6 protein-coding genes and 1 rRNA gene are annotated in these 7,290 nt (G+C 64.7%); 5 read left to right on the top strand and 2 right to left on the bottom strand.

The genetic code is table 11. The features are described 5' to 3' along the window. Window positions 1-20 precede the first annotated feature (20 nt). A 5S ribosomal RNA gene (gene rrf, locus I5M_RS08465) occupies window positions 21-135 on the top strand. 219 nt (window positions 136-354) lie between these two features. Here the strand turns inward: rrf and I5M_RS08460 are convergent. Further along, window positions 355-663 carry a hypothetical protein gene (locus tag I5M_RS08460; RefSeq protein WP_022721002.1) on the bottom strand — a complete coding sequence of 103 codons (309 nt, stop codon included), beginning with the start codon at window positions 661-663 and terminating at the stop codon, window positions 355-357. 773 nt (window positions 664-1,436) lie between these two features. Here I5M_RS08460 and I5M_RS08455 point away from each other — a divergent pair. From I5M_RS08455 to I5M_RS08440, 4 genes are all read left to right on the top strand, one after another. Beyond that, window positions 1,437-2,018: a hypothetical protein gene (locus tag I5M_RS08455; protein ID WP_022721001.1), complete on the top strand. Its 582-nt coding sequence runs from the start codon at window positions 1,437-1,439 to the stop codon at window positions 2,016-2,018. A gap of 240 nt (window positions 2,019-2,258) precedes the next feature. Then, entirely contained in the window at window positions 2,259-4,580 is a 2,322-nt protein-coding gene (locus I5M_RS08450; RefSeq protein ID WP_022721000.1) for a TonB-dependent siderophore receptor, read from the top strand. Beyond that, on the top strand, window positions 4,580-5,758 hold the full coding sequence (locus I5M_RS08445) for a PepSY domain-containing protein (protein ID WP_022720999.1): 1,179 nt from the start codon (window positions 4,580-4,582) through the stop codon (window positions 5,756-5,758). Before I5M_RS08450 ends, I5M_RS08445 begins: the two co-directional genes overlap by 1 nt. A gap of 86 nt (window positions 5,759-5,844) precedes the next feature. Continuing rightward, window positions 5,845-6,390: a methylated-DNA--[protein]-cysteine S-methyltransferase gene (locus tag I5M_RS08440; RefSeq protein WP_022720998.1), complete on the top strand. Its 546-nt coding sequence runs from the start codon at window positions 5,845-5,847 to the stop codon at window positions 6,388-6,390. Between the two features lie 12 nt (window positions 6,391-6,402). On the opposite strand, the gene I5M_RS08435 is transcribed toward I5M_RS08440, so the two are convergent. Next, window positions 6,403-7,017 (bottom strand): glutathione S-transferase family protein, encoded by a 615-nt coding sequence (locus tag I5M_RS08435; protein WP_022720997.1) that lies wholly within the window; start codon window positions 7,015-7,017, stop codon window positions 6,403-6,405. Window positions 7,018-7,290 lie beyond the last annotated feature (273 nt).

The raw sequence follows: 7,290 nt of genomic DNA, 5'->3' as shown, positions 1-7,290 counted from the left end.
CGTTGCTTGTCCTTCGCCGGCCTGGTGGTTCTAGCGAGGAGCCTGAACCCGTTCCCATCCCGAACACGGCCGTTAAACTCCTCAGCGCCAATGGTACTCCGTCTTAAGACGCGGGAGAGTAGGTCGCTGCCAGGCCTGCCAAGGACAAGTATTCCTCTTTACGTTTCGCCGTCATCTGACGGCAGCAAAAAAACGCCGCACTCTTTCGGGTGCGGCGTTTTTTTGCGTTCTAACTGCGCCCGGCGCAGAGTTCGGTGACCCTGGGCGGGCCCGCAGTCTGCCGAACGGGCGCTCGCTGAAAGCCAAGCCCGTCGCGCACGGCTCGATGGGAACGGCCGGCGCCGAGCTAGTCAGCTAGAGAATGCCCGGCTCAGCGGCGGTGTCGCGGTCGGTCTGCTTCTGCCGGATGGTCGCCAGCCCCGCGCGGCAAGCCGGGAAGGCCGCGCTCGTCGGCTGCACGCCGAGCGTCGCGCAGAATTGGCGATCTTCGTCGGCGATGACTCGCGCGACATTGTCCTGCGCGGCGCGTCGGATCTCCGGACCGGACACTAACATCGCGTGCAGCCCATAGGCGACCAGCACGGCGAGTAGCAGCGCGTAGCATGCGATGCCGATGCGCATAACACCGCTGGGAAAGGCGACATTGGTATTGTCGTTGGCCATGAAATTTTCTCCGAACCATTCAAATCGAACCGCGTGAGGGCGAGCCGCTTCCGCGCGTGCGTGACGGCAGGATAGTCGGTCCGAGGTTCCATGGTTCGGAGAACTTTGCGCCTATCGTCATTCGACCGGGCCCTCAGCGGTCGCGTAGCAGCAGCAAAACTGCTTCTCAGCCTGCCGGGATTCGGCGGCGAGCTGGCTTCCAGTTGCTGCTAACGAGGCTTCGGTCAGTGCCGAAGTTAGAGCGGTTCATGGATTGATTGAAGCGGAGAGCCCTTTCAGGCGCTGAGTCGTCATCCTGAGGTGCGCGCGTAGCGCGCCTCGAAGGATGCGGACAAGGCGCTTGTGGCCCATCCTTCGAGGCCCGCAGTGCCGCGCACTGCACGGCCCAGCGGGCACCTCAGGATGACGGCGGTGATTCTAATTGAAGCGGAACCGCTCTAGCGAACTTCGATCGCCAAGGCGGCGGTCTAGGCCGACTCGCCCTCCGCCGTCGTCTGATTGAGGCGTGTGTGGAGGTGGTCTTCGCGGCGGCCTGCCAAAGAGCAGGCGCTTCTTCGAGATTCAGCCAGCTCCCACGGCATCAATCGACGTCGCCTCGACGGGGATCCGGCGTTTTTTGTGCGGATTTCGCAGAAGCTCTATATTCTGGCCCGCGTTCCGGCCTAATTGCAGGCCAGCTTCGTACGCACGCGGACGATTTTACGGCTGAACCGCGGCGGGATGGTCCGCGTCGATCGTATCCCTCTTCCCAACGAGCATTTCGAGGAGCCCTTATGCGTCATCCCTTCCGCACCGTCGCCGTGATGATCGGCGCCGGCGCCGCCGTCGCCGCACTCGCCGGCGCTACCGTCTCCATGTCCGCTACCGCTGCGCTTGCGCAAGCCAAGCAGGCGCCAGCGCCCGAGCCGCAGATCAAGGACGTCACGCTGACGGAAAAGCAGATCCAGAACGTGCTTGCCGGTCACAAGGAAATAGATGCCATCGCCGCCAAACTGCCGGACGATCCGGCTGGCAAGCCGGACCCCAAAATCCTCAAGCAGGCCGACGACGTCGCGAAGAAATACGGCTTTGCATCGTTCGCCGAATATGGCGACGTGGTCGAGGCGATCAGCATGGTGCTCGCCGGAGTCGACGCCAAGACCAAGAAATATGTCGGGCCCGAAGCCGAGCTGAAGTCGCAGATCGCCGCCGTCCAGGCCGACACCAAGATGTCGGCGGACGACAAGAAGGAAGCCCTGGCCTCGCTCAACGAGGCGCTGAAAAATCCGGGGCCGCCGGTCACCAACCAAACCAACATCGATCTGGTCACCAAGAACTACGACCAGCTGGCCGACGCGCTCGAGGACGACGAATAGCCGCGCAGCATCGCATTCTGCGAAACGACGCCGCCTCCTCACGAGGCGGCGTTTTCGTTTCTGTCTGCTGTCGGTCCATTCCATCGGGAACCGTTGCTGAAATCCGTGGCACCGACGTCTGTCCGCTAGGCACGTCTGTCGAATTCCTCTTAGAGGCATTACAAACGCCGCGACGTTCTCATCGTACCGCCTGCCTGCTAAATGCGACGCATCGTTTTACGTCGGAGAGCAGATTGCGGAATGTCGAACCATCGGTGGCGGAGCGCGCCAGCTGCGCGAACTAAGCGCGGCTTCCTCGTGACGGGTGCGACCGCCAGCGTGCTGTGTATTGCCGGCGTGGTGATCGATCCGGCGCTCGCGCAATCGAACACCGAATTGCCGACCGTCACCGTCGAGGCGCCGAACCGCGCCGCCAAACGCAGTGCTGCTTCATCTGCGCCTCGCGCAGCCCAGCGGGCTGCAGTTCGCCGCGCTGCGCGTCAGCCCGCGCCGACGCCGGCGCCGCCGACGCCTTCGGAGCGCGCCGCCGCTGCGGCCGCCGTATTGAACGAACAGAAGCTCGGCTACAGGGCGATGCCGAGCCCGACCACGCTGCGCAGCGGCGCGCCGCCGCTCGACTCGTCGCAATCCGTCAATGTCGTTCCCGAGCAGGTGCTGAAGGATCAGCTGCCGCGCAATCTCGACGACGCCCTCGCCAATGTCAGCGGCGTCACCCAGACCAATACGCTGGCCGGCTCGTTCGACGCCGTGATCCGCCGCGGCTTCGGCGACAATCGCGACGGCTCGATCATGCGCAACGGCATGCCGCTGGTGCAGGGCCGCGCGCTCGGCGCCGACGTCGAAAGCGTCGAAGTGCTCAAGGGCCCGGCCTCGCTGCTGTACGGCATCCAGAACCCGGGCGGCATCGTCAACACCATCAGCAAGCGACCCGAATTGTATCAGCACGGCTCGCTCACCGTGATCGGCTCGAGCTTCGGCGGCGGCAAGAACGGCAGCCAGGCGGTCGTCGACGTCACCGGCCCGATCGGCGACAACGGCGTCGCCTATCGCTTCGTCGGCTCCGGACTCGACGAGGACTATTGGCGGAACTTCGGCGCCAATCGCGAGGTGCTGATCGCGCCGTCGCTGGCTTGGTACGGCGATCGCACTACGCTGCAGTTCGGCTACGAGCATCGTGAGTTCAGCTACCCGTTCGACCGCGGCACGGCCTTTGTCAACGGCGCGCCGCTGGCGATCCCGGCTACGCGCCGGCTCGACGAGGCGTTCAACCGGACCTGGGGCAAGTCGGATCTGGTGCAGGGCTCGATCGAGCACCGGCTCGACGACAACTGGAAGGTCACCTCCGCCTACAGCTTCAACAGCGAGACCTATGACGCCAACCAACTTCGCATCACTTCGGTCGACGCCAAGACCGGGATCGAAAAGCGAAGCAATGACGGCACCAAAGGCGCGATGGCGTATGTCAGTTACGGTACGTCCTATCTGCAAGGCAATGTCTGGCTCGGCGATTTCCGCAACGAGATCCTGATCGGCGGCGACGCGCAGCGCCGCGTGATCTATCGCCAGGACCTGATCCGGCAATCGACGCCCAACTTCAACTTCTACAATCCCACCTACGGTCTGGTGCAGCCCGGCACCACGGTGTCGGCCTCCGACAGCGCCCAGACCGATCAGCTCGAGACGCGTTCGCTGTTCCTGCAAGATACGCTGCATCTCACCAACTGGTTCTCGCTGGTCGGCGGCCTGCGCTGGATGGAATACGACCAGCTTGCCGGCCGCGGCCGGCCGTTCACCGCCAACACCGATCTCGATGGCAGCAAGGTGCTGCCGATCGCCGGTGCGATCTTCAAACTGAACGATCAGCTGTCACTTTACGCCAGCTACACCCAGTCGCTGCAGCCGACGTCGAGCATCGCGCCGCTGACCGGCGGCTTCGTCATCGGCTCCAACATCGCGCCCGAAGAGGGTACGCAATACGAAGCCGGTCTCAAATTCGATCTGAACAAGCGGCTGTCCGGCACGCTGGCGGTGTACGACATCGACAAGAAGAACGTGCTGGTGTCTCAATTCAATTCTGCCACCGGACTCAACGAATATCGCGCCGCCGGCAAGGTGCGGTCGCGCGGCGTCGAGTTCGACGTCACCGGCCGGCTCGACGAGCATTGGAGCACGATCGCCAGCTACGGCTACACCGACGCGATCGTCACCGAGGATCCGACGCTGGTCGGGATGCGACTGCAGAACGTGGCGATGAACACCGCGTCGCTGTTCCTGGTCTATGATTTCGGGACCGCGCTGCCCGGCCGGCTGCGCGTCGGCGGCGGGCCGCGTTATGTCGGCGACCGGCCCGGCGACAGCAATAACTCCTTCGTGCTGCCGGCCTATACGGTCGCGGACATCTTCGCCAGCTACGAGACCAAGACCGGTCCGTTGCCGGTGACCTATCAGTTCAACGTCAAGAACCTGTTCGACACCGTGTACTATCCGTCGGCCGTCAACACGCTGAACGTGGCGGTCGGCGACGCGCGGCGGTTCTCGCTCGCCGCAACGGTGAAGTTCTGATGCGGCGCGCCGTCAAAGCCGCGCTGCTTCAGCTGCATTCGATCGTCGGACTGGTGCTGGGGCTGGTGTTGATGCTGATCGGCGTCACCGGCGCGATGATGAGCTTCGAGGACGAGATCCTGGCCGGCCTCAATGCCGGCGTGATGCACGTCGAGCCGCGCTCGGCGCCGCGGCTCGCGCCGGACGAATTGATCGCGCGGGTGCATGCCACGTCACCCGGCCCGATTGCCTCGCTCACGTTGGCGCACGATCCGGCGGCTGCGGCGCGTATCCGTTTCGCCCGCAACGAGGATCGCTCGCGCCCATCGTCGCTCTACGTCGACCCTTATGACGGCCACGTGCTCGGCCATCCGGTCGGCGAGGATTTCTTCTGGACGGTGCAGCGGCTGCACCGCTGGCTGCTGCTGTCCGGTGACGGCAAGGGCTATGGCCGGCCGATCACGGGTATCGTGGCGATTGGACTGATCGCGATGCTGATCTCTGGTCTGGTGCTGCGCTGGCCGCATCGGCCGGGCAGCCTCAAGGTCTGGCTCAAGCCGCATCTTCAGCTGCACGGCCGCGGCCTGTACCGCTCGCTGCATTCGGTCGTCGGCACATGGGTGATGCTGATCTATCTGGTGATCGTACTGAGCGGTCTGTGGTGGTCGTTCGACTGGTACAGGTCCGGCGCGACCTGGCTGTTCGCGCGCTCTCCCGCCGGTTCAGAGCCGATGAAGGCCAAAGCGCAGGGCGGCAAGGCTCGCGCGGAACGTGGTGAGGCTGTGACTGCGCAGCTCCATCTCGACCGGGTTTGGGCCACCTTCGTGCAGGACCGCGGTGACAATTTCGCCTCTGCACGGCTGACGCTGCCGAGTGGCGGCGAGCCGACCGTGCGGATCAGGTCCTGGCTCACCGAAGCGGCCGACGGCCGCCGCGACGAATTCAGGATCGACGCCGCGACCGGGGCTATCGTGTCTCGTGAACTCTACGCCGACAAGACCACCGGCGAACGGATGTTGTCCCGCATGTTCGACATTCACCGCGGCGCCGTCTTGGGCTGGCCCGGGAGGCTGCTGTTCATGCTGGCGGCGTTGTCGATGCCGCTGTTCGGCGTCACCGGTCTGCTGCTGTATCTGTCGCGCCGCCGTCATCAGCGCATGACGCAGGCGGCGATGGGGCGGTTGGTTCCGGGAGAATAACCGCGGCCTGGACCGCACCCTGGGATCGGGTGGATCGCGGTGCCGGCTCCGGCTAGTCTTCCGCGGTTAACCACGGACGCTTTCACATGACGGTCCAAAGCTACGCGCTGTTCGACACCGCGATCGGCCGCTGCGGCATTGCCTGGAGCGATCGCGGCATCGTCGCCATGCAATTGCCGCAGCCGAACGAGACGCAGACGCGCGCACGCATCGCGCAGCGTTGCGGCGACATCGCCGAGGCCGAAGCGCCGCCACATCATGTTCAGGCGGTGATCGACGATATCGTCGCGCTGATCGGCGGCGCTCAGGTCGATCTCGCCGATGTCGCGGTGGATATGGAGGGCGTGACGGAGTTTCAGCGCCAGGTCTACGTGATCACGCGGACGATCCCACCGGGCCAGACGCTGAGCTACGGCGACATCGCCAAGCGGCTCGGCGGTGTCGAGCTGTCGCGCGAAGTCGGTCAGGCGCTCGGCCGCAATCCGGTGCCGATCATCGTGCCGTGCCACCGTGTGCTCGCCGCCGGCGGCAAGCCCGGCGGCTTCTCGGCCAACGGCGGCGTCGTCACCAAGCTCAAGCTGCTCGAGATCGAAGGCGCGATCGTCAACTACACGCCAAGCTTGTTCGACTAGGAGGCCGCCGGCTTACGCTGGCGGCGGGACCGAGACCTTGACCGACTCGCGCTGCATCATGCGCTGATGGAACGCATCAAGGTTCGGATACGCCGCGCGCCAGCCGCAGTCCGGGAAGCGGAAGTCCGCGTAGCCGAGCACACACACCAAGGCGATCTGCGACAGCGTCAACGGGCCTTCCAGCATTGCGGTGTCGGCGTTGAAGCGGGCCATGCCGGTCCAGGCGCGATTCCAGTGATCGTCGTACCAGCCCTGCCAGAACAAATCCGTCGGCCGCACCAGCTTCTCGTAGCGGCACAGCAGCATCGAGTCCGTCATGCCCTGCAGCAGCGAATGATCGCTGCGCACGCGCCAGCGCTGCGCTCCCGACGCCGGGATCAGCTTGCCGCCGCCGAGCTCGTCGAGATACTCGGCGATCACGTAGGAGTCGACGATGACTTCGCCGCTGTCGAGCACCAGCGCCGGCAGCTTCTTCAGCGGATTGACGTCGTGCATGTAGGCGTCGTTGGCCTGTCCCGGTACGACGCTGACGCCGACGAGTTCGATCTTGTCGATCAGCCCCAGCTCGATCGCCGCAATCCGCACCTTGCGGGCGAACGGCGAGGCCGGTGAGAAGTAAAGCTTCATGAAACGCTCCTGGAGGAATTACTTGGCGGCAAGCCGGGTCAACCTACCTTCTGTCATTCCGGGGCGCGAACGAAGTGAGCGAGCCCGGAATCCATAACCACCGCCGGGAGTATGGATTCCGGGCCTGCGCCCAAGGGGCGCATCCCGGAATGACAAACGAGAGGCCTGTATTCGAGGCCCCGCTACGCCGCCACCACCTTCTGCTTCTGCTCGCCGAGGCCGTCGATGCCGAGTGTCATGACGTCGCCGACGTTGAGGAATAGCGGGGTCGGC

Source organism: Rhodopseudomonas sp. B29 (genome assembly GCF_000333455.1).
Lineage (GTDB): Bacteria > Pseudomonadota > Alphaproteobacteria > Rhizobiales > Xanthobacteraceae > Rhodopseudomonas.
Note: the sequence above shows the minus strand (reverse complement) of the source record. Positions and strands in the feature narration are given on the sequence as shown.